General features: G+C 68.3%; 26 protein-coding genes. 13 read left to right on the top strand and 13 right to left on the bottom strand.

Translation table 11 applies throughout. The annotated features are described in order from the left end of the window. Window positions 1–52: 52 nt before the first annotated feature. Together ACIBTM_RS38215 and ACIBTM_RS38210 are read right to left on the bottom strand one after the other, a co-directional pair. Window positions 53–904: an ADP-ribosylglycohydrolase family protein gene (locus tag ACIBTM_RS38215; RefSeq protein WP_395882030.1), complete on the bottom strand. Its 852-nt coding sequence runs from the start codon at window positions 902–904 to the stop codon at window positions 53–55. 10 nt (window positions 905–914) lie between these two features. Continuing rightward, window positions 915–1,913: an AraC family transcriptional regulator gene (locus ACIBTM_RS38210; RefSeq protein ID WP_395882029.1), complete on the bottom strand. Its 999-nt coding sequence runs from the start codon at window positions 1,911–1,913 to the stop codon at window positions 915–917. Window positions 1,914–1,966: 53 nt separating this feature from the next. Here ACIBTM_RS38210 and ACIBTM_RS38205 point away from each other — a divergent pair, with 53 nt between their 5' ends. Further along, window positions 1,967–3,160: a DNA glycosylase AlkZ-like family protein gene (locus tag ACIBTM_RS38205; protein ID WP_395882028.1), complete on the top strand. Its 1,194-nt coding sequence runs from the start codon at window positions 1,967–1,969 to the stop codon at window positions 3,158–3,160. On the opposite strand, the gene ACIBTM_RS38200 is transcribed toward ACIBTM_RS38205, so the two are convergent. From ACIBTM_RS38200 to ACIBTM_RS38190, 3 genes are all read right to left on the bottom strand, one after another. Continuing rightward, window positions 3,141–4,418 (bottom strand): M14 family metallopeptidase, encoded by a 1,278-nt coding sequence (locus ACIBTM_RS38200; RefSeq protein ID WP_395882027.1) that lies wholly within the window; start codon window positions 4,416–4,418, stop codon window positions 3,141–3,143. The two genes, ACIBTM_RS38205 and ACIBTM_RS38200, sit on opposite strands and share 20 nt — an antisense overlap. Before the next feature lie 94 nt (window positions 4,419–4,512). Continuing rightward, window positions 4,513–5,154: a pyridoxal 5'-phosphate synthase gene (locus tag ACIBTM_RS38195; protein ID WP_395882026.1), complete on the bottom strand. Its 642-nt coding sequence runs from the start codon at window positions 5,152–5,154 to the stop codon at window positions 4,513–4,515. Continuing rightward, window positions 5,154–5,870, bottom strand: coding sequence for a hypothetical protein (locus tag ACIBTM_RS38190; protein WP_395882025.1), 717 nt, complete (start codon window positions 5,868–5,870; stop codon window positions 5,154–5,156). The genes ACIBTM_RS38195 and ACIBTM_RS38190 overlap by 1 nt, the downstream gene beginning before the upstream one ends. Window positions 5,871–5,942: 72 nt before the next feature. Here ACIBTM_RS38190 and ACIBTM_RS38185 point away from each other — a divergent pair, with 72 nt between their 5' ends. Together ACIBTM_RS38185 and ACIBTM_RS38180 are read left to right on the top strand one after the other, a co-directional pair. Further along, window positions 5,943–6,467, top strand: a complete 525-nt coding sequence (locus tag ACIBTM_RS38185; RefSeq protein ID WP_395882024.1) for a DUF2020 domain-containing protein — start codon at window positions 5,943–5,945, stop codon at window positions 6,465–6,467. 166 nt (window positions 6,468–6,633) lie between these two features. Continuing rightward, window positions 6,634–7,086, top strand: a complete 453-nt coding sequence (locus ACIBTM_RS38180) for a DUF6918 family protein (protein ID WP_038507053.1) — start codon at window positions 6,634–6,636, stop codon at window positions 7,084–7,086. 195 nt (window positions 7,087–7,281) lie between these two features. Here the strand turns inward: ACIBTM_RS38180 and ACIBTM_RS38175 are convergent, their stop codons facing one another. Beyond that, entirely contained in the window at window positions 7,282–7,869 is a 588-nt protein-coding gene (locus ACIBTM_RS38175) for a TetR/AcrR family transcriptional regulator (RefSeq protein WP_395882023.1), read from the bottom strand. Between the two features lie 78 nt (window positions 7,870–7,947). Here ACIBTM_RS38175 and ACIBTM_RS38170 point away from each other — a divergent pair, with 78 nt between their 5' ends. Continuing rightward, entirely contained in the window at window positions 7,948–8,346 is a 399-nt protein-coding gene (locus tag ACIBTM_RS38170; RefSeq protein WP_395882022.1) for a nuclear transport factor 2 family protein, read from the top strand. Beyond that, a complete protein-coding gene (locus ACIBTM_RS38165; RefSeq protein ID WP_395882021.1) occupies window positions 8,343–8,555 on the top strand; it encodes a heavy-metal-associated domain-containing protein in 213 nt (70 codons plus the stop codon). Before ACIBTM_RS38170 ends, ACIBTM_RS38165 begins: the two co-directional genes overlap by 4 nt. Window positions 8,556–8,623: 68 nt before the next feature. Here the strand turns inward: ACIBTM_RS38165 and ACIBTM_RS38160 are convergent, their stop codons facing one another. Then, the gene (locus tag ACIBTM_RS38160) at window positions 8,624–9,319 is read right to left on the bottom strand and encodes a hypothetical protein (protein ID WP_395882020.1); all 696 of its coding nucleotides are present in this window, start codon (window positions 9,317–9,319) and stop codon (window positions 8,624–8,626) included. Window positions 9,320–9,408: 89 nt separating this feature from the next. Between ACIBTM_RS38160 and ACIBTM_RS38155 the strand changes: the two genes are divergently transcribed. The 3 genes from ACIBTM_RS38155 to ACIBTM_RS38145 all read left to right on the top strand — a co-directional run bounded on the left by ACIBTM_RS38155 (window position 9,409) and on the right by ACIBTM_RS38145 (window position 11,558). Next, window positions 9,409–9,963 (top strand): peptidylprolyl isomerase, encoded by a 555-nt coding sequence (locus tag ACIBTM_RS38155; RefSeq protein ID WP_037333946.1) that lies wholly within the window; start codon window positions 9,409–9,411, stop codon window positions 9,961–9,963. A 43-nt stretch (window positions 9,964–10,006) separates the two neighbouring features. Next, window positions 10,007–10,969, top strand: coding sequence for a rhomboid family intramembrane serine protease (locus ACIBTM_RS38150; RefSeq protein ID WP_395882019.1), 963 nt, complete (start codon window positions 10,007–10,009; stop codon window positions 10,967–10,969). Window positions 10,970–11,069: 100 nt separating this feature from the next. After that, window positions 11,070–11,558: a hypothetical protein gene (locus tag ACIBTM_RS38145; RefSeq protein WP_395882018.1), complete on the top strand. Its 489-nt coding sequence runs from the start codon at window positions 11,070–11,072 to the stop codon at window positions 11,556–11,558. Here ACIBTM_RS38145 and ACIBTM_RS38140 read toward each other — a convergent pair. Further along, window positions 11,543–11,920, bottom strand: coding sequence for a PH domain-containing protein (locus ACIBTM_RS38140; protein ID WP_395882178.1), 378 nt, complete (start codon window positions 11,918–11,920; stop codon window positions 11,543–11,545). The genes ACIBTM_RS38145 and ACIBTM_RS38140 overlap by 16 nt on opposite strands. A 118-nt stretch (window positions 11,921–12,038) precedes the next feature. Then, window positions 12,039–12,305, bottom strand: coding sequence for a cell division protein CrgA (gene crgA / locus ACIBTM_RS38135; RefSeq protein WP_005161856.1), 267 nt, complete (start codon window positions 12,303–12,305; stop codon window positions 12,039–12,041). Window positions 12,306–12,720: 415 nt separating this feature from the next. On the opposite strand from crgA, the gene ACIBTM_RS38130 reads away from it, so the two are divergent. The 3 genes from ACIBTM_RS38130 to ACIBTM_RS38120 all read left to right on the top strand — a co-directional run bounded on the left by ACIBTM_RS38130 (window position 12,721) and on the right by ACIBTM_RS38120 (window position 14,934). Next, window positions 12,721–13,617 (top strand): class E sortase, encoded by an 897-nt coding sequence (locus ACIBTM_RS38130; protein ID WP_395882017.1) that lies wholly within the window; start codon window positions 12,721–12,723, stop codon window positions 13,615–13,617. After that, on the top strand, window positions 13,617–13,775 hold the full coding sequence (locus tag ACIBTM_RS38125; protein WP_395882016.1) for a hypothetical protein: 159 nt from the start codon (window positions 13,617–13,619) through the stop codon (window positions 13,773–13,775). The genes ACIBTM_RS38130 and ACIBTM_RS38125 overlap by 1 nt, the downstream gene beginning before the upstream one ends. Window positions 13,776–13,959: 184 nt before the next feature. Beyond that, on the top strand, window positions 13,960–14,934 hold the full coding sequence (locus ACIBTM_RS38120; protein WP_395882015.1) for an LLM class flavin-dependent oxidoreductase: 975 nt from the start codon (window positions 13,960–13,962) through the stop codon (window positions 14,932–14,934). A gap of 4 nt (window positions 14,935–14,938) precedes the next feature. Here ACIBTM_RS38120 and ACIBTM_RS38115 read toward each other — a convergent pair whose 3' ends face one another. From ACIBTM_RS38115 to ACIBTM_RS38100, 4 genes are all read right to left on the bottom strand, one after another. Beyond that, on the bottom strand, window positions 14,939–15,331 hold the full coding sequence (locus ACIBTM_RS38115; protein ID WP_005161845.1) for an SCO5389 family protein: 393 nt from the start codon (window positions 15,329–15,331) through the stop codon (window positions 14,939–14,941). A 126-nt stretch (window positions 15,332–15,457) separates the two neighbouring features. Then, entirely contained in the window at window positions 15,458–15,859 is a 402-nt protein-coding gene (locus tag ACIBTM_RS38110) for a hypothetical protein (protein WP_395882014.1), read from the bottom strand. An 86-nt stretch (window positions 15,860–15,945) separates the two neighbouring features. Beyond that, a complete protein-coding gene (locus ACIBTM_RS38105; protein WP_395882013.1) occupies window positions 15,946–16,680 on the bottom strand; it encodes an ABC transporter permease in 735 nt (244 codons plus the stop codon). A 16-nt stretch (window positions 16,681–16,696) separates the two neighbouring features. Beyond that, on the bottom strand, window positions 16,697–17,407 hold the full coding sequence (locus ACIBTM_RS38100; RefSeq protein WP_395882012.1) for an ABC transporter ATP-binding protein: 711 nt from the start codon (window positions 17,405–17,407) through the stop codon (window positions 16,697–16,699). 133 nt (window positions 17,408–17,540) lie between these two features. Between ACIBTM_RS38100 and ACIBTM_RS38095 the strand changes: the two genes are divergently transcribed. Together ACIBTM_RS38095 and ACIBTM_RS38090 are read left to right on the top strand one after the other, a co-directional pair. After that, window positions 17,541–19,376 carry a sensor histidine kinase gene (locus ACIBTM_RS38095; RefSeq protein ID WP_395882011.1) on the top strand — a complete coding sequence of 612 codons (1,836 nt, stop codon included), beginning with the start codon at window positions 17,541–17,543 and terminating at the stop codon, window positions 19,374–19,376. After that, window positions 19,316–19,972 carry a response regulator gene (locus ACIBTM_RS38090; protein ID WP_395882010.1) on the top strand — a complete coding sequence of 219 codons (657 nt, stop codon included), beginning with the start codon at window positions 19,316–19,318 and terminating at the stop codon, window positions 19,970–19,972. The genes ACIBTM_RS38095 and ACIBTM_RS38090 overlap by 61 nt, the downstream gene beginning before the upstream one ends. Window positions 19,973–20,080: the final 108 nt, after the last annotated feature.

The raw sequence follows: 20,080 nt of genomic DNA, 5'->3' as shown, positions 1-20,080 counted from the left end.
TCTGCCGAACCGGGCGCACGCGCACGTCCGCGTTCCGTGGATCCCGGCTACGTCAGATGTGCAGCAGCCGCTCGTCGAGTTTCGTCAGATGGTCGCGGCCGAACTCGCCGTTCTCCAGATCGCGCCACAGCACCGGCGGCAGATCCTGCGCCACCTCGGGCGAGCGTGAAGCGGCGGCCAGCGCGATCGTCGCGACGGTGTCGACGTCGCCGGTGAGCGCGACGGCGGAGTGGAGCATTCCGCTCAGGCTCCGGCCGTTCGCGAGGGTGGTCAGCGCGGCGCGCACGCTCATCCAGCCTTGCGGCCCGACCCTGCCCGACCACGGCAGCGCCCAGCCGCCGTGCCCGACATCCTCGGGAAGGATCCCTTCGATCCACCTCGCGATTTCGGAAAGCGGGCCGAGCCGATGGTGGCAGTAGTGCACGGCCAGCGCGGCCGCCTGCGCCGCGGCGATCCCGGCCGGGGTGTCGTGCGTGATCCTGGCCTGCAGTTTCGCGTGATAGAGCACGTCGTCGACGGTCGGCAGGACCCCGATCGGCCCGGCGCGCATGGCGGCGCCGCTCTTGTCGCTCTGCGGCCGGAGCCGTCGTAGCAGCTCTTCGCCGTCGCGGACCTCGCTGAGCAGCTGATGGAAACGTGGCGCGTAGCCGTCGTGCGGATCGCGGTGATACGCCCGCACGAACTGTTCGGCGAGCAGCAGCGGCGTCCACCGCAGTCCCGAGACGAGCACTTCGGCGATCGCGATCGTCATCTGCGTGTCGTCGGTGTAGCGGCCGGCCGGGGCACCGGGCTGGCCGTGATGAGGCACGTAGCCGGTCAGGTTGTTGTGCTCCGCGACGAAGCTCGGGTACGCGTGCTCGAAGGAGCCTCCGTACGCGTCGCCGATGGCCAGCTCGACCAGCATTCGGGCTCCTTCAGGCGGTGAAGCGTGCCGTTTCCGAGGGAAGTTTGCCGTAGGTGTCGCGGTAGAAGCCGGAAAACCGGCCGAGATGCGTGAAGCCCCACCGCAGCGCGACGTCGGTGACGGTGTCTTCGGCGCGCCCTTGCGCGATCGCGAGCAGGTCCTGGTGCACATGGTCGAGCCGCACCCGGCGCAGGTACTCCATCGGCGTCAGCCCCAGATCGGTCCGGAACGCCTGCTGCAACGCGCGCACGCTGACCCGCGCGGCCATCGCGAGTTCGCCGATCGACACCGGTTCGGCGGCGTGCTCCTCGCAGTAGGTCATCGCGCGACGCACCGCCGACGACTTCGGCCGGGCCCGTTCCTCGGCGAGATCGCCGGACAGCGAATGCGGCTGACTGTCGAGCAGCCCGTGCAGCAGCAGCTTCTCGAAATGTGCGGCGGCCAGCGGTGACCGGTCGAACATCCCCGACGCGGCGGTCTCACTGAAGGTGTGGAGCAGGGTGAGCCACTGGTCCATGTCCGGCGCGACCATCGGGTCGAACCGCAAGGTCGACATCGGCGCCTCGCCGAGCCGCTCGTGCATCGTGTCCATCACCAGCTGCCTGCCCAAGCGGAGCAGCAGGATGTCGGGATGGTCGTACCTGGTCCGGAACCGGGTGCCCGGACCGGTCACGACGTGTCGTGCCGGAACGACCTCGCCGTCGATCTCGACCTGGCTCTGGCCGTTGAGGGTCACGACGACGGTGTACGTGTCCAGGGTTTCTTCGCCCTGGAGCACGACATCGGAGTCCAGCGTCAGCTCGTAGACCGACAGGCCGTTCGGGTCGCTTCCGGTCACGCGGAGGCCGCTGAGCTGGGAGATGTCGAAGAACCCGGTGGGTGCCGGAGTATGCAGCTTGACCGTGTCCGGCGCGAGGAACGCCTGGAAAGTGTGCTCGAGTTCCTCGAAGTCGTCGCCGGTGACCACCGTCGACGCGATCGGGGAGCCTTCCGAGAACCGCTTGCGCACCCGCCGATCCTGCCAGGCTGCGGGGGGTCGGGAGATGCCAATACCGTGGAATCATGGCGACCGGAAAGCTTCGCGCGTGGTGGGCACATCGGCAGGGTCTCGACGGATCGCTGCCCGGGGCATCGGCGGCCGAGGTGCTGGAACGGACCGGCTGGATGCGCTCGGTCGGCGGGTCGGCGCCCTATCTCGGGCTGTTCGCCAGGGCCCGCCTCGATCGCGAGACGGTGGACGCGGACGTCGCCCGGCTGGCCATCCATGAGCTGCCTTCGGCGCGCGGCTGCACTTACGTCCTGCCGTCGGCGGATTTCGAACTCGGCCTGACCGTCGGGGCCGGGGCGCCCGCCGGCGAACTCGCGGCCGCGGAGAAGTACCTCGGCGTCACACAGGCCGAGATCGAGCAGCTGTGCGTCACCGTCGCCGACCTGCTCGACGCGTCGGATGAACCGCTCGGCCCGGCCGCGATCAAGGACGCCGCCGGGGCCGTGGTGCGCAATCTGGGGGAGGCGGGCCGCAAACGCGGCACCACCACGACGTTGCCGCTCGCGCTCGGCCTGCTCCAGGCGCGCGGCGACATCCGCCGGGTCCCGGTCAACGGACGGCTGGATCAGCAGCGCTACGGCTATGTCCGCTGGACGCCGTCCCCGCGCGGCGGACTGACCGATATGGACACCGCGCGGACCGAACTCGCCCGGCGCTACTTCTCGTGGGCGGCTCCGGCGTCGCTCAAGCACTTCCGCTGGTTCTCCGGTTTCACCGCCGCGAGCGCGAAGAAGATCGCGGAAGAGCTGGAGCTCGTGCCGCTCGACGGCACCGATCTCTTGATGCCCAAGGAACTCGTGGACGAGTTCGCCGCGTTCACCGTGCCGGCCGAGCCGTCGTACGCGCTGCTCGCGGGGGTCGACGGCATCCATCTTCTGCACCGCGAGATGTCGCGGCTGCTCGCCGACGCCGACGTCGAACGCCCGGTGCCCGGAGGCCGGGCGGGGGAGACGCTGGGCGGACAGGCGGATCCGCCGAGTCACGTGATCGTCGACAGGGGCCGCATCGCCGGCTTGTGGGAGTTCGACACCGAGGCCGGGAAAATCGTCTACAAGTTCTTCGGCGACGAAGACGCCGCGTTGCGCGAGACGATCGCGAGGACCGAGGAATTCGTCCGTGACCAACTGGGCGACGCCCGGAGCTTCAGCTTGGATTCGCCGAAGAGCCGGGCGTCGCGAGTGGCCGATCTCAGGCCTTCGCCTCGTTGACGATGATGTCGACGGCCTTGTCGTTGCGGGCGGTCTGCTCCGGGATCACCGAAGCGGGCGGGTAGAAGCCGTCGATCCCGCCGTCCTTCGGGTACATCTCGAAGGTGTAGCTGAGGATCTTGTGCTTGCCCCATGCCCAGTCGTTGATGTCGCCGTCGGTGACGTACAGATCGCTGGACTGCTCGGGCGTGTAGCCGTTGGTGCCCGCCATCTGCTTGCCGACGTCGGCGAAGCGCTTCGCTTCCTCCTCGTTCAGGCCCGTGTCGGTCTCGGCCTTCGTGTAGCCGTAGGGCCAGAGCACCAGCTCCGAAAAGGTGTGGAAGTCGATATGCGTCTTGATCTGCTGCGCGCCGCCGACCACGCGGGAGTCGATGAACGCCGCGACCGCCTTGGTCTCGGACTCGGAGAACGCCGACGGACCGTGGTAGTCCTCGGCGGACGGGCTGTTGCTCGACCCGCCGCAGCAGTTCCACTTGTAGTCCCAGTTGCGGTTCGGGTCGGTGCCGACCGCGCTGCTGCCCGGCACGGGCTTCCGCGTCTTGCGCCAGCCCTGGTACTCGCCGCCGGTGATGTCGTACTCGGAGCCGTCCGGGTTGACGTTCGGGATCACGTAGATCTCGTGCTCGTCGACCATCTTCTTGATGGCCGGGTCGCTCGCGTACCCGCTGGTGAACCGCTGCACGATCCGCAGGCACATCTCGGTGGTGAGGTGTTCGCGCGCGTGCTGGTTGCAGGTGAACAGGACCTCGGGCTCGTTCTCGTCCGTGCCCGCGTTGTCGCTGATCTTCAGCAGGTTCAGCTCGCGGCCTTCATAGGACTTGCCGACGCTCGACAGCGTCGCGATGTCGCTGTGGTCCTTCGCGGCCTTCTGCAGCTCCGCGGTCGTTTCGGCGTAGGTGTGGTACGCCTCGTCGCCCGGCGGGAAGTCGCCGGCGACCGCCGAGGTGCCCGCCCGGCCACTGCGCTGTTTCAGCATGCCGTCGAAGTCGCCGAGCGACTTCAGGCCGAAGCCGTTCGCGCGCAGGGCCGCGGCCTGTCCCGGCGTGGCGACGACGGTCAGCGCGCCGCCGCGTGAGCCCGCGACGTCGACACCGGTGCGGGCGACCTCGGTGCGCTTGTCGGGGGTGGACGCGCCTTCCACCGAGTACAGCCCTCTCGCCGGATCGCCGGTCTGGGCGCTCGCGACGGGCGTCGTGACGGCCAGCAGGGCGAGCCCTGTGGCGGCCAAGGCGCCCCCGATGCGACGGCGTGTGGACATTTCGCCTCCGAACGATCTGGGGACAAGGTGGCGTTCACCGTCGCCGAAGTGAATCATCCACGACAACCCGACGATCGTCGTTCCCAGTTACCGTTTACGGCCAGAGGCGTTCTTTGTGCCAGCTCCCGTCCGCGCGCCGGTAGCGGAGCCGCCGGTGCCTGCGGTCATGGCTCGCCTGCCAGAACTCCACTTCGGACGGCGTCACCAGGTAACGGGTCCAGGTTTCCGGTGCCACGCCGGGATTCTCCTCGACCCACCGCTCCGCTTCCGCGGCCGCGCGGTCGAGGTCGGCCGGATCGTCGAGCACCTGGGACTGCCTGCCGATGAACGCCTCCACCCGGGACGCCGGCGGCCGGGCGGTGAAATCGGCCGCGGACACCTCGGGATCGGCGACCGAGACCGGGCCGCGCATCCGGATCTGGCGGCCGCGTCCTGGCCAGAAGAACGTCAGTGCGGCGAACGGATTCTTCGCCAGCTGAACACCTTTCGGGCTTTCGGAGCTCGTCGCGACCGCCCAGGTGTCCCCGTCGACGTCCTTGAGGATCACGACCCGCGCGTCCGGCACCCCGTCGGCGTCCACTGTGGACAGTGTGACGGCGTGCGGCGCCAAGACGTGTTCTCCCGCCTCGTCGAGCCATTCCAGGAAGAGCTCGCGCGGGGTCGCGGGCGTGGCCTCGGTGTCGAACTCCGGAAGTTCTCCGGGGAACGAAGGCCAGCCGCGCAGCGTGCGATCCATCAGTACCCCGGCGGGCGCTGCGGCGGATAACCGGGCGCGGGCGGCGGATAGTGCGGCGGATGCTGACCCGGCGGCGGACCCTGTGCGGGCGGCGGCCCGACCGGGTATTGCGGCTGCTGCTGCGGCTGCCAGCCGGGAGGTGGCTGCTGCGGACCTGGAGGCGGCTGCTGCGGACCGGGCGGCATCGGCGGCTGCTGGCCCTGCGACTGCGCCCACTGCACCTGCTGATAAACCTCGGCGGGCTGCGGGAAACAGAACGTCAGCTTCGCGTTGACCGAACCCTGGACCGCCGCGCCCCACAGCTTCCCGCCGACGAACGCGTACATCTGCGCCGCCGAAACGTCGACGGCCACCATGCGCGTCTCGCCGCCGAACTGGTTACCGGATTTCGCCGACGCGGCCTGCGCGGCGTCCGGGTACACCCGGTCACCGATCAGCCCGGCGATGACCACCGAAGCGGCCGTCCAGCCGACCGTGCCCATCACATTCGCGCGCGCGTGCTGCGTCGCCAGCCCGGTGAAGTCGTACAACGCGGGCGCCGTCACCTCCGGGATCGCCGCGGCGACCACGCAGTAGTTCATCGTCGACATCATCACGGACTCGGTGAACAGGCCCACGACGGCGGCGCTCGGGCCGATCTGGACCGTGTTCAGCCTGCCCCCGCTGCGCTGGATGCGCTCTGCCACCGCACCCAGGTACTGCTCCTTGCTGAGCACTGACGCCTCCCGAAGACTCCTCGCGCACAGCCATCGTCGCACGAACGGCGATCTGCTTCACTGGACGCCACTATGCGACGTCTTCTGATCTTGCCGCTCGTCGTGCCGCTGCTGGCGGCCTGCGGGCCGACGGAACAGCCGCCGCCCGCGGCGAGTTCGCCCGCGCCGACGAACACCCCGGCGCCCAGCATCCCGCCCGCCCCGGAGCCCACCGGCAAGGGCCCGTGCCCGTATCTGGGCAACGAGTTCGTCTCGGACGCCAACGGGCAGAAGGTCTCCAAGGTCAAGACCTCGGCCGACCAGCCGCATCCGACCTGTTTCTTCTACGCGCTCAGCGGGAAACTGCAGCTCACCGTGCGCGTGTACGTCGGGGAACCCGCCGTGGCCAAGGCGCTGGTGGATCAGGCGGCGCCCATCGACACCTCCAACCCCGCCGACGAACCGGCGGGCTGGAAGGGCGGCTACCAACCCTCCGGCGAAGGCGCCGTGTACGCCGTCGCGAAGGGCGGGAACGCGGTAGTCGTGACCACCAACCAGAAGCAGAGCATCAAGGCACGTACGGTGGCGAAGGAGGCTATCGGCGAGCTGAAGCTCTAGGTAGTGGTATCCACACGTCAGAGTGAAGTTGATCTTGTACTACCCTGTGCCGCACGCGCGAGGTTCGCGGGACCAGCGCGACGCCAGATCCGGCGGAGGCCGCCTTGCGGTGTGGCTCGGCGGCACAAAAGATCATTTCTCCCCATAAGACAAAAGGACAGGTTTCGTGGCTGACACCCTCAAGGAAATCTTGCTCGACTCCAGCCGTCGCCCGGCGGTCGTGAGCGACTTCGAAGGCCTCGTCGACGCCGAGGTCTCGGACAAGGGCGGCGTTTCGGGTGCCGTCGTGAAGACCGGCTTCGCCGCCGTCAAGAAGATCAAGCCGGGCATCATCCCCGCCGCCGTCGACACCCTGCTCGACGACTTCACCGGTGCTCTCGAGCCGTTCTACGGTGACTACAAGGCCAAGGGTGGCAACGACTTCGGCGCCTACCTGGTCGGCCGCAGCGACGAGGCTTCGGACGCGCTCCTGTCGGTCACCGACTCGCGCGCCGAGAAGAGCAGCCGCGACAGCATCAAGAAGGTCTACTCGAAGCTGCGCCCGAACGGCAAGAAGAACGTCGAGGAGGCCCTTCCCCGCCTCGGCCAGCTGATCGACAAGCACGCTGCGTCTGTTTGATCTTGATCGCGCTGACGTAAAGCGCGCCGAAGGGGCGCCCGGGCCGCTTTCAACATCCTGTTGGGAGTGGAGGGCGCCCCTTCATCGCGTTTACGTGGGCCTTCGGCCCGAAAGAGGGCGCGATCGGTGAAGTCTCGCCGTCGCGCTGGCGCGCTTTCGGCGAGACGAGTCCGCCGGTCCCGTTGTTGGGCGCGTTTATTTTGTCGCGCCGAGGATTCGGAGCAGGCTGGTGTGGAGGGCGTCCGCCGCTTCGTCGACGGACATCCGGCCGGAGTCGACCTCCTCACCGGAGGCGTGCCCGAGTTTCACGGTGACCGCCACCAGCCAGCCCGTCGGCAGCCGATCGTCGAACTCGCTCGTCGCCTTGCCCCGCCGGATGACACGTTCGAGCCGGTCGGCGACCGGCGAGTGGCGCCGCTGGTCGGCGTCCGGGCTCGCCGGCAGGGAAGTGATCTTCCGGAGCAAGGCGGGGTACCGCCCGGACGTGCGGCGTCCGGCTTCGATCAGCCGCACCAGCGCCTCGGCGGCCGGGCCGTCGTCGAGGTCCGCGGCGTCCATCGCGGCGACGGCCTCCTCGGTGATGCGGTCGAGTACCGCGGCCAGCAGTTCCCCTCGTGACGGGAAGTGGGCGTAGACCGTCTGACGGGTCACGCCCGCGGCGGTGGCGATGGCTTCGACGCCGGCGTCGGGATCGGCGCCGAGGGTCCGGAGCGCCGCGTCCAGGATCGAAGCCCTGCTGCGCTGTGCGTCGGAGCGCTGGTTCCGCGCCGAAGATCGAGGCATCTCTTACACCTTGTCAGAATTGATGGGCCGTGGATATCTTACATCTTGTAAGAGATCATTCGCGACGCTGGGAGCGGCATGGAACCTTTCGGCACAGATCCGAAGAAGTTCATCGCGGATTTCAACCTGTCCTTCCACGACGAACTGGTGAACAGCGACGAAGACGCGGAAGTGATCGTCGACCGCTATCACACGCCGGACATCGTGCAGATCGCCGACGGGCACCCGATGGACCGGGACAAGCTCATCGCGCACACCCGCCCGGTCCGCAAGAATCGGCCCACCGCGCGATGGGAGGTGCACGAAGCGGTGGCGGCCGGAGACCGGATCGCCGCCCGGAGCACCTTGTACGTGACGAATCGCAAGAGGGACCTCACGATGGAGGTGTACTTCTTCGGCGAGTTCACCCCCGACGGCCGGATGCGCCGGGGACACACGCTCACCCGCACCGTCCCCGTCGAAACGGCGTCGGCATGAGCGAGAGCACCTACGCCGTGAGCGGAATGGTCTGCGGGCACTGCGCGGGCTTCGTCACCGAGGAGATCGAAACCATCGCGGGGGTCACCGCGGTGGCGGTGGACGTCGAGAACGGCACGGTCACCGTGACCAGCGACCGAAACCTCGACGTGGCCGACGTCCGCGCCGCCGTCGAAGAGGCGGGCTACGAACTCGGCACCGGGACGTGAAAGGGCCGCCCGGGACCGGGAAAGTGGTCCTGGGCGGCCCTTCACGACAAGCAGAAGAGGGTGAGGCGTCAGTTCTTCTTGTCGGCGGAGCCCGCGTTCGAAGCCTGGTGCCCGTTCTTCGGAGCCGTGGGCTTAGCCGGAGCGGCCGGCTTCGCGGGAGCGGGCTGTGCCGGCTTCGGCGCGGCGGCGGCCGGAGCGGCGGGCTTGGCGGGAGGAGCAGGAGGAGCGGGCGGAGCCTTCGGCGGCGCGGGCGCGACCGGCGGCTCCTGCTTGGAACGCAGGGCGTAGGCGGCACCGGCGCCGACGACCGCGATACCGATCACCCAGGGCCAGCGACGACGCTTGCGCGTCCCCTTGGCGGCGGTCTTCGCCTCGACGAGCGCGGCCTTGAAGTCCTTCTTCGCCGCCTTGAAGTCCTTCTTGCCCCGGCGCTTGGACTCACCGGCGGACTTCGCGGCCTGGATGGCGGCCTTGCGTGCCTTGCGGCCCGGCTTCCGCATCTCGGAAAGCCTGGCCAGCGCCTCCTTACGAGCCGCCTTCGAGCTCCGCTTGAGCTCCTTGCGGGTCAGTTCCGTCTTCTTCGCGAGCTTCTTGCGCGCGCGACGGCTGGTCTTAGCGATCTCACCGGCGCTCTCGGAGAGCTTCTGCTCGGCTACCTCGACGGCGTGGGCGGTGGCTTCCTTACCCGCCTCGACGGCACGTTTGCGCAGGCCGAGCGCGCCGGCCTTCGCCGACTCGCTCACCGAATCTGCGGCCCGGGTCATGGCCTTCACCTCATCAATCGTTTTGATTCTGCTTCGTTGCTTGTAACCTATCGTGCCCCTTTTCCCCAGATCTTGCCGCAGATGGCACGATGAAGCTCGTGACTGAAAGCAAGGGATCCCTCATTGGTGGCGCGCTGAAGGCCACTCTGCACACCAACCAGGGTGACATCAACCTGAACCTGTTCCCCGACCACGCGCCGAAGACGGTCGCGAACTTCGTCGGGCTCGCCGAGGGCAGCAAGGAGTACACCCAGCCCAACGCGCAGGGCACGAACTCGGGCCCGTTCTACGACGGGTCGATCTTCCACCGCGTCATCGACGGCTTCATGCTGCAGGGCGGCGACCCGACCGGCACCGGCCGCGGCGGCCCCGGCTACAAGTTCGGCGACGAGTTCCACCCGGAGCTCCAGTTCTCCAAGCCGTACCTGCTGGCCATGGCCAACGCCGGGCCCGGCACCAACGGCTCGCAGTTCTTCATCACCGTCGCGCCGACGACGCACCTGAACTTCAAGCACACCATCTTCGGCGAGGTCGCGGACCAGGCTTCCCGCGACGTCGTCGACGCGATCGGCCGCACGGCGACCGGTCCGGCCGACCGTCCGCTGCAGGACATCGTCATCGAGAAGGTCAGCATCAGCCGCTGATCGCAGAGCCTGTCACTGGGGATTTCGGTAGGTTGGTGGCATCGTGAGCCAACCACCGAATCCCCAGTACCAGCAGGCCGCCATGCCCGGCTGCTGGTGGCACCCGAACCGGCCGACCGGGCTGAGCTGTTCACGCTGCGAGCGTCCGGCCTGCCCGGATTGCCTGCGCGAAGCCGCCGTGGGCTTCCAGTGCACGGACTGTGTCCAGGCCGGCCGTCAGCAGGATCGCGCCCAGCAGAGGCAGTACCGCGACGCCGGTTACGGCTCGCGCACTCTCGCGGGCGCCCAGCCCGTTCAAACCGCTGTCGTGACGCCGGTACTCCTGGCGCTCAACGTCATCATCTTCTTCATCACGGTCGCCCAGTCCGGCAGCCTCGCGAACAACAACTTCTCCGACCTCTTCCAGTACGGCCAGCTGTGGAATCCCGCGACGCTGGCCGGCGACGAATGGTGGCGGATCCTCACCTCGGGCTTCTTGCAGTACGGCCTGCTGCACATCGCGAGCAACGCGTTCTCACTCTGGTTCGTGGGGCGCCCGCTGGAGACCGCGCTCGGCCGCGTCCCGTTCACGGTGCTCTACTTCGTCTCCCTGCTCGGCGGCTCGGTCGCGAACCTGGTCTTCAGCGACCTCGACGCCGTCCCGGTGGTCGGCGCGTCCGGCGCCATCTTCGGGCTCATCGGCGCGTACACGGTCATCGTCATCAAGCTGCGGCTCAATCCGACGTGGCTGCTGGTGATCCTCGGCCTGAACGTCTTCATCACCTTCCAAGTGCCCGGCATCTCCATCCTCGGGCACGCCGGCGGGTTCGTCGCGGGGCTCCTGGTCACCTTCGCGCTGCTGTACGCGCCGGACAAGAACCGGCTGAAATGGCAGCTCGGCGGGATCGCGATCGTCGTGGTGGCGATGATCGGGCTCGTCGTCTGGAAGGACTCACAGACGATTTCCGCGTCCTGTGAGCTCACCACCAGCCGGGGTGCGCCCTCTTACGCCTGTTACCCGGAGTAGCCGCACTTCCCCCAAGTGGGTCATTCGAAAACCCGATGGAGAAGCGGCCGGGCTGGATACCTTCGAGTTGATCATGTGCATCATCAACTTGGGGGTTGAGATGAAGATCCGGAAAGCAGCAGCTCTCGCCGCCGTCGCCGTGCTGGCGTCGGTATCGGCACCCGCGGTCGCGCAGGCCGGGCAAGCCGCCGAGACCTGCCAGACCTACACCAAACGCTATTTCCTCGGCTCGGGCAGCACCATCACGCTCCGTGTCGCCTACGTCGACTCGGCGTTGAAAATCTGCTTCGGCGATCCCGGCGTCACGTCCTCGGCGGCCACGCAGACCGTCGGCACGACAGGGCCGGGTGCGGCCACCGGCTGGGAGATCACGGCGGGCCCGGCGGTGGTGGAAGACCAGCGGCCCCGGCACGTCAAAGCGAAGTTCAGCGGGTCACTGCGGAACTGCGTCGTCAAGATCAACCCGATCTGCTCGCCGGCCTCGCCGTACGAGATCTTCGGGGAGTACGCGCCGCCCGCGATCGGTCCGGCCGTTCCGGGCTGGTCACACGGCCCGAACGGCGACGTCCACTACTACGACAACGCCTGACCCTTGAGGGCGGTGAGGACGTCCAGCACGTCGCGGGGGTCCTCACCGAGGTCGATCCGGCCGAACACCAGCAGGTGATCGCCGGATTCGACCTCAAGGGTCAAGTTGTCCCGGCCGAGCCGTCGGGTGGTGCGCAGCCGGAGCCGGGCTTCGGTCCAGGAGTAGCGGTGCGCACCGCCCACGGTCCTGGCCAGGAGTCCGCCGGGACCGGCGGCCAGCCGGGGACGGAGCAGGGTGCCGTGCAGCGCGAGCGCGCCCACGGACAGCATCGCGACCCCGGTCAGGACGGTTCCGCCGACGTCGCCGCCGATGGCCAGCCACAGCACGCCTGCCAGCAGCAACAGGGTGATCACCCAGGCCACTACCACAACGTTGCGCTGCGGCGCCCACGAGGTGGGGTAGTTATCCACAGGGGTTATCCACACTGGGGATGAGTCACACCGGTGTAATTCGGCGTCAAGCCGCCATCCGGGGTAATGCTCACCGCCACCGCATCGTCATGAGCAACCCGGCGATCATCAGCACGAAACCGATGGCGAAGTTCGTGTTGCCCAGATCCGCCATGAAGGGGATCTTGTCGCCCGCGATGTAGTTGACGACCAGCCACAACAGGCCGATCAGCATGAGGCCGAACATCACGATCTTGTAGAACAGGTTCGACGGGCCCGCGGCCTTGACCTTCACCGGCGTGCGGCGATCGGTCGGCGGGGTGTACGCCGTCTTCTTGCGGACCTTGGACTTCGGCATCGTGTTCCTCGCGTACTGTTCGGCTTCCCTGGTGGCGATGACCCGCTTTCGGGTGCGCAACCAGCGCCACGTGCACACGTTAACGTAAACGAGCGCCGCTGGGCACCGTCCGGGACCGGTCGATTTCCCGCACTGTGACAATGGTGTCACACACGGTTCGGCAGCGGTTTGGTTCGAGACTGAGGAGCTTTGCGTGGCTGAGCGGGAAGAGCCAGGCGGGGACCGTCGGCGGTACTCCGAACGCCCACCCGGTGGAGGCCGTCCGGCCCCCCGGCGTAGGCCGGAGGACCCAATCCCGCCGCGCCGCGGCCCGGGAGAGGCGCCGACACCTCGCCGGAGGCCGCCGGATGGCAGGTCCTACGAAGGGCCGCCGCCGCGTCGCCGGAGTGACGCGCCACCGCCGCGCCGTCGTCCCATGCCGCCGCCGGGGTCGACCGAAGAGACCGTCATCTTCGAACCGGTCGGCGGTGGCACCGCGACCGAGGAACGGCCGCCGCCGCGCGAACTGGGCAAGGGCGGCGTCGCCATCCGGACCGTTGGCGAACTCCTCATCACCGCCGGCCTGGTGGTGCTGCTGTTCATGGTCTACGAGGTCTACGTGACCGACCTCTTCTCCGCGGGCAAACAGTCCGAGGCCAGCTCCGAGCTGGACGGCGAGTGGGGCAAGGACCGGCAGCTGCATCCCGACCTGGTCGACGGGAAGGCGTTCGCCAGGATCCACATCCCGGTGTTCGGCGCCGACTTCAACTTCACCATCCAGGAAGGCACCACCGAGGCCGCGCTCGAAGTCGGCCCCGGCCACTACAAGGGCACGGCGCTGCCGGGCGAGCCGGGCAACTTCGCCATCGCCGGCCACCGGGTCGGCAAGGGCGCGCCGTTCAACGATCTGGACAACCTCAGCTCGTGCGACCAGATCATCATCGAGACGCAGACCGACTTCTACATCTACAAGGTGCTGCCGTACAAGGACGAGGTCGAAGGCTGGGCGGCGGGCAAGGGCGCGCAGCCGAAGTGCAAGAACGTCGGCACCCTGCGCAACCCGAACGCCGCCGACGGCGGCCCCTACGGCGAGACCAACGGCCGCCGTATCGTGTTCCCCACCAAGGGCGACACGGTGAACCCGGTGCCGTACAAGGACCCGGGGATCCTGCCGAAGGCCGAGCAGGTCTCGCTGCTCACGCTGACGACCTGTCACCCGAAGTTCTCGGCGAAGGAACGGCTCATCATCCACGCGGTGCTGGCCCAGCAGGTGCCGAAGAGCCAGGTCGGTTCCTACGCCGAACTCCTGCCCAAGATCTCGGAGGCGCGCTGATGTACGGCTGGATCTGGCGCAAGCTGCCGGGCCCCTTCGCGGTGAAACTGGCGACGGCGGTCGTGCTGGCGCTCGGGATCGTGGCGCTGCTGATATTCGTCGTCTTCCCGTGGCTGGAACCGCGGCTTTGGTTCAACGAGATATCTGTCGAGCGCTGACGGAAATATTTCGCAGGGCGCCGGCTCGTAGATGGCTTGCGAGGGCGTGAAGGCGCCCTGCAAAAGATTTCCGTGGCCTTCGGCCGAAAGAGGGCGCTCGACGGTGAAGTCTCCGTCGGGCGCAGGGCGCCCTTTGGGAGACCTTTGGGCTGAGTGAGTTCGAGTCGCGTTCAGGGGGCCTGTGATGGTGCGGTTCGGGGTCTTCCTCGTCTCCGGGCGGTTTCCCGGGCAGGAGGACGCCGATGTGCTGCGCCGGTCGGTCGACGCCGCCATCGCCGCGGAGCGGGCCGGGTTCGACGACGTGTGGTTCGCCGAGCACCACTTCATGCCGTACGGCGTCTGCCCGTCCGCGATCACCCTCGCCGCGCACGTGCTCGGCCGCACCGAGCGGATCGCCGTCGGCACCGCGGTGAGCGTGCTGTCCATCGCGCATCCGGTGGCGCTCGCCGAACAGTGGTCGCTGCTCGACGCCGTGTCCGGCGGACGGCTGCGAATCGGCGTCGGCCGCGGCGGGCCGTGGCAGGACCTCGAGGTGTTCGGCACCGGTGCTTCCCGCTACGAGACCGGGTTCGAGGAGAGCCTTGACCTGATGCTCGCGGCGATGACGTCGAAGACGGTCTCGGCCGACGGGGAGCATTTCCGGTTCCGTGAGGTGCCGATGGTGCCGCGGCCGGAGCGTGCACCTCGCCTGGTCGTGGCCTGCGGGGACGCCGGCTCGCGCGCGGTCCGGCTCGCCGCCGACCGTGGGCTGCCGATGCTGCTCGGCCTGCACACCGACGACGACGGCAAAATCGAAACCCTTGCCGCGTACGGGGATTCCGCCGCCGAGCACGTCTCGACGGTGATGTGCCAGGTCGGGGACGACGCGCTGGACGTCGTGCGGTCCGCGTTGCCGGGCTCCCTGAAGGAAGGCTTCGCCGGGCACGTGTACCTCGACGGCAAACGAGGCCTGGACAAGGATCCCGTCTCCTACACCGACAAACTGTGCGAGATGCACCCGATCGGCGGAGCGGGGTACTGCGTCGACAAGCTGGGGACGAGCATCCGGCGTACCGGGGTCTCCCACGTGATCATGATGGTGGAAGCGTCCGGTACGCCGGAGGGAACGCTCGAGAACATCGCGCGGATCGGGGAAGAAGTGCTGCCCGCGCTGCGCTGACGGATCAGCAGTCGCGGAGTTCCGGGCTCTGGTTCAGCAGCTGGCCGCGGACGGACACGAACGCGCGGTAGCGGTCACTGTCCACTTGGGACTTCTTGAACACGGCGACGCGGTGGCAGTTCTGGAACGCCAGCTTCACGCCGAAGTGCCGTTCCAGGCCGCCGCGGATGGCGTCCGAGGCCAGCGCGCGCAGCAGCTGACCGCGTTCGGCCTCGCTCGGCGGCGGCGTCTCGTTGTCGGCGAATCCGTCGGCCGCGCCCTCGGCCTCCGCGATGACACCGGTGATCACGGTCCAGGCGTAGGGCAGCGATTCCCGGACACAGGCGACGAATTCGGCGTCGGAGACCTCCCCGCGCTCGGCCTTCTCCAGCAGCGCGGGCGATACATCCAGAGACATCGAACCTCCGAGAGAGACACGGTGAACGTGGGCCATCTACCTGACTACCCACCCGCGGCCCAAGCCACAAGAGAAAACGATCATCATCACCACTTTGGCGGAAGCCGCCGTCACGTCACAGCGCTCTCACCACTTGACCTTCTTGGTCGTGCAGGCGTCCGGCCACCAGTCGATCGTCTCGCAGACCGACACCTCCCGGAGACCGCCGGTGTAGACCTCGCCCGTACCGCAGCCGGGCTTCGAGCCGTTGGCGTCCGAGTACCCCCGTGCGGCGCCGTCCGCCCACTCGAACCAGATGTAGACCTTGCGTCCGTCGGCCTCGTTGTCGCAGATGAGGAAGTCGCGCGTGTCCCGTTCGACGGATCCATAGTCGTGGCCCTGGTGCATTTCCGCGATGGGGCCGGCCGCCGCGTCCTGACCTTCGTCGGCTGAAGCCGTTGCCGTGCCTGCCGCGCCTAATGCGCAGGCCGCGGCGAGCACAGTGAGTGCGCGACGCATACCTCCACCGGTCGTCACGTTCTTGTCCATGAAACCTCCCTTTGGTCGATCTGACGCCAACCACCGTCACTCGCGGTGCGGACGTTCGTCCAAGCCTTTGCCCTGGGACGAAAACGTCACTCCCAGCGAAAGAGCTTCGCGGCCACGACACAGCTGCCCACCGCGAACGCCGCCAGTACGGCGAGTTGCAGCGGCTGCGCGCCGGTACCGGTCCAGGCGTCTTCGAGGGCTTTGACGCCCGGCGGGATGTACGCGCCGATGTCCTGGATCGCCTGCGGAAGCAACGGTCGCGGCAGGTAGACGCCGCCGAGGAACATGATCGGCAGGTAGGCGACCATCGCGATCCCGCTCGCGGCGCGGCTGGTCTTGGCGACCGAGGCGGCGATCAGGCCGAGACCGAAGATCGAGACGGTGCCGAGGACGAACGTCAGCAGGAAGCCGAGCGGGTGACGCGGGCCGGGGACGCCGAAGAAGACGGTGCCCGTCACGAGCAGCAGGCCGACTCCGGCGATCGTCACCGTCACGTTGATGATCAGCTGCGCCACCAGCAGCTTCGCCGGATGCACCGGGGTGGTGGCGAAGCGGCGGAGGACGCCTTGTTCGCGATAGGTAGCGATGATCCCCGGGATCGCTTGCAGGCCCATCATCGCGATGGCGAGGACGACCATCGACGGCACCCAGGCGTCGAGGAACCGCTGTCCGGGCGTGTCCTCGCTCTCGGCCCGGATGGCCGGGATCGCGCCCAGGATGGCCATGATGGCCGTCGGCAGCACGAGCCCGCCGATGACGAAGCCCGGTGTGCGGAGGGCGAGTTTCGTTTCGGTGAGGGTGATCTTGGTGAGCGTGTTCATTTCTCGTCTCCTCCAATCAGTCGCGGCCGGTCAGGGTCACGAAGGCGTCGTCCAAAGTGGATTTACCGGCGCGGCCGCGGAGCTCGCCGGGAGTGCCGGTGGCGACGACGCGCCCGGCGTCGAAGATCGCGAGGCGGTCGCAAAGACGTTCGGCCTCGTCCATGAAATGGGTGACGAGCAGGACGGTGACGCCGGTGTCGCGCACGGCCTCGACGAGCTTCCAGGTGTCGCGGCGGGCATGCGGGTCCAGTCCGGTGGTCAGCTCGTCGAGGACGGCGACCTCGGGGCGGCCGACCAGCGCGAGCGCGATCGAGACCCGCTGCTTCTGCCCGCCGGAAAGCTTGCCGAAGTACTTGTCCCGCTGCTCCGTGAGACCCACCTTCGCGAGCAGGTCGCCGGTGTCGGCGGGGTTCGCGTAGAAGGACGCGTAGAGGTCGAGCGCCTCGTGGACCTTGATCTTGTCCGGCAGGCGGCTCTCCTGGAGCTGCGAGCCGAGACGCTGCCGCAGCGCGGTGTGGTCCTTGCCGGGGTCGAGGCCGAGGACCGACATGGTGCCGGAGTCCGGCGTGCGCAGTCCCTGGAGGCATTCGACCGTGGTGGTCTTGCCGGCGCCGTTGGTCCCGAGGATCCCGAAGATCTCGCCCTGTTCCACGTGGAACGAAACGTCGTCGACCGCGACGTGCTCCCCGTACGTCTTGCGGAGGTTGGTGACTTCGATGAGTGGCATGCGAAAAACGTTATGGCGCAACGGACTTCGCCAGAATGGCGCTGAACCCAAAGCTGGGGTGGGGCTAGGTCCACCCTGATCGTGGTCCTGTGGTCACTGCGCCGGGCAGGGGCGGTGGGGAAGACTTCGTCGCATGATCCGCACCTATCTCACCTCAGTGCGCCGGGGCTTCGTGCTCGCGGGCTTGGCGCTGGTGAGCTGGCTGGACCTGCTGCTCGAACTGGTGGGTTTCTGCCTGCTTTGTGTCGGCCTGGTCTTCGCCTACACACTCGCGCTCGAAGGGACGCGTCCGCGCGCCGCACTCACCCGGCGCCTGGCCGGACGCTGGTGCGATATCGAGGTCGAGCCGCCCTATCGGCCCGCCCCGCCCGAACCGGAACGCGAGCGCGACGGCTGGTATCGCGACGGGAACAGCCTGTTCAAGCGGTCGTGGTTCATCAAGTGGACCAAACGGTTCGAATGGATCTGCGACGATCCGGCGACCGGCCGCGATCTCGGCTGGCAGCTGTGGAATCCGGTCGCGGGCCTGCTGCTGGTGCCCGCGGTCCTGCTGGCCGGGCCGCGCGCGCTCCGGCTGTACGGGAAGTGGACGCGCTGGTGGCTCGGGCCCCGCCCGGCTCGCACCGGGGACGGCTGGATCAGGACGAGGCTGAAGGCGCTGGGATTCCAGCTGGCGCTGTTCGGGCTCTCCGTCGCGCAGCTCGCGATGGTGGTGCCGACACTGCTTATCCTGGTCTTCGGACTGACGCCGCTGTTCGTGACGCTGGTCGTCGCGGGTCGTTCGGTGACCGACACCCTGCGCCGCGAGGCCAAGAACTGGACCGGCGTGCGGATCGACCGCCCGTATCTGCCGGAGCCGTCGTTCCCCCTCCCGCGCGCGGACGGGATGTACCAGTACCGGCGGCAGCTGTACGACACGCCGTGGTGGCCGGCGCGGCTCGGCCGTTGGCGCTGGGTGCTGCGTGATCGCGCGACCTGGCGTGACATGGCGGGCGCGGCGGTCAACTCCGTCGTGCTGCTGCTGATGGCGGTGCCGACGGCGTCGCTGGTGTTCTTCGGTTTCTGGGGATTTCTGTCGCTGTGGGTCTGGCGGCCGATCGCCCACTGGACGGACACGTCGTGGACGATGATCGGCCTGCCCGAGGCGACCACGCACTGGCAAGCGCTCGCGCTGACCCCGGTGGTCGTGGCGGCGTTCGTCGCCGGGCTGGTCCCGACGCCGTGGCTCGCCCGTCTGGGAGCGCGCTTCGCGAAGCTGCTCCTTGGGCCTACAGAGGCTTCGCGGCTGGGGCAGCGTGTCGAACGGCTGAAGCAGACGCGGGCGGACGCGTCGGTCGCGCAGGCCGCCGAGCTGCGGCGTATCGAGCGGGACCTGCACGACGGCGTCCAGTCTCGGCTGGTCGCGATGGGCATGAAGCTGGGCGCGGTCGAAGCGCTGATCGACAGCGACCCGGCCGCGGCGAAACGGCTGGCCGCCGAGCTGCGGCAGGCGTCATCCGAAACGTTGACCGAGTTGCGGCTGCTGGTGCGCGGGATTCACCCGCCGGTGTTGTCCGAGCGCGGGCTCGGTGACGCGGTGCGGGCGTTGGCGCTCGACAGTCCGCTGCGTGCCTCGGTGAACGGCACCCTGCCTCGGCTGGAGCAGCCCGCGGAGGCGTGCGCGTACTTCGCGGTCAGCGAGTTGCTGGGCAACGCCGCGAAGCACGGCGAGGCGCGGCGAGCGTCGATCGAACTGGGTTACGACGACGGTCTGCTGCGGATCGAGGTGACCGACGACGGGAAGGGCGGCGCGAACGCGGCCCGGGGAAGCGGGCTTCGCGGGATCGAACGCAGGCTGGGCGCCTTCGACGGTACTTTTGCTCTGACCAGCCCGCTCGGCGGGCCGACGAAGGCGATCATGGAGATCCCGTGCCAGCTCGACCCCGATGCGTCGTCGCCGAGGACCAGTACCTCCTCCGAGACGGCTTGACGCATTTGCTGACCGCGCACGGTTTCGACGTGGTCGAGGCGGTGGGCACCGGGCCGGAACTGGAGCGGGCGCTGCGCTCGCACCGGCCCGACGTTTCGGTCGTCGACGTCCGGATGCCGCCGACGCTCACCGACGAAGGACTTCAGGTCGCGCTGGCCGTGCGTCGTGACATTCCCGGATTGCCGATTCTCGTTCTGTCGCAACATGTCGAGCAGCTCTACGCGCGGGAACTCCTGGCCGACGGGTCGGGCGCGATCGGATACCTGTTGAAGGACAGGGTCTTCAACGCGGACCAGTTCATCGACGCGGTGCGGCGGGTGGCGGGCGGCGGGACCGCGATGGATCCCGAGGTGATCGCGAAACTGGTCGCGGGCAACACATCCGACCCACTCGCGGCGCTGACCCCGCGCGAACGCGAGGTGCTCGGCTTGATGGCCGAAGGCTGTTCCAACGCCGCCATCGCCGGGCGGCTGCATTTCAGCGAAGGGGCGGTGGGGAAGCACACCGCGAACATCTTCGCGAAGCTCGGCATCGTCGCCTCGGACGACACGAACCGCCGGGTGCTCGCGGTCCTCGCCTACCTCGGCTCCGCGTGAAGGCCCCCTTCCCCTTGGGTTCTAGTGGTGGTTGCAACACCTGAGTTGTTCAGGGGTTGTGTTGTTCGAAATCCGCAAGGATCGGTCGCCTCAGGGGCCGAGGAAGCT

This window comes from Amycolatopsis sp. NPDC049868, from assembly GCF_044461365.1.
GTDB lineage: Bacteria > Actinomycetota > Actinomycetes > Mycobacteriales > Pseudonocardiaceae > Amycolatopsis.
The sequence above is the reverse complement of the archived record's forward strand: the minus strand, read 5'-3'. Positions and strand labels throughout refer to the sequence as shown.